Raw genomic sequence first — 694 nt, 5'->3', positions numbered from 1 at the left:
GGCTTGCGCGATGGCGCCCAGGCGCTTCTCGCGCCGCGCGATCTCCGCCGGCACGTCCAGCCCGTCATTGACAGGACGGCTGTCGCTGTCTTCGGCCAGCTTCAGCAACTGCTGCACTTCTTCGCGCAACTGTGCCTCGATCTTGTTGGCGTGCTCCCAGGACAGCGCCTTGTGCTTGCTCGCATTGGCYGCGATCTTGGTGCCGTCCAACGAGATGTTGCCCAGCTTCAGGCACTTCATCTCGMGCGCCAGCACCAACACCTGCACGAACAGCGCTTCGATCTGGGGCAGAAAGCGCCTGCGGAACGTGGCGATGCTGTCRTGGTCGGGCTGGGTATTGGCGGCTATGAAGCGAAATGCCACCGAGTCGTGGCAGGCCCGCTCRATCTTGCGGCTCGAATGCACCCCGGTGGCGTAACCATAGACCAGCAAGCCCAGCAGCATTGCCGGGTGGTACGCATTGCTGCCGCGTCCCGCGTATTGCCGCACCAGCTCACTCAGGTCCAACTGGTCGATCACCTCCACGACAAAGCGGGCCAGGTGATCCTGCGGTAGCCATTCATCAACCGACGGCGGCAGCAAGTAGGCGGTGTCTCGATCTACGGCAATGAAGCGGCTCATGCAGTGGAGGTCTATTTAAACTGGCGCGATTGTCCAAGCCGCCGCCCACTCGGGGTAGGCGGGAAAGCCCGAC

Annotated in this window: 1 protein-coding gene; it reads right to left on the bottom strand. The window is 62.9% G+C overall.

What is annotated here, in order from left to right; genetic code table 11:
* Positions 1–621: transposase (locus AC1DY5_RS57785; RefSeq protein ID WP_478123064.1), on the bottom strand; the 621-nt coding region annotated here is incomplete at its 3' end.
* Positions 622–694: the final 73 nt, after the last annotated feature.

This window comes from Variovorax sp. P4_D9 (genome assembly GCF_056401695.1).
Note: the sequence above shows the minus strand (reverse complement) of the source record. Positions and strands in the feature narration are given on the sequence as shown.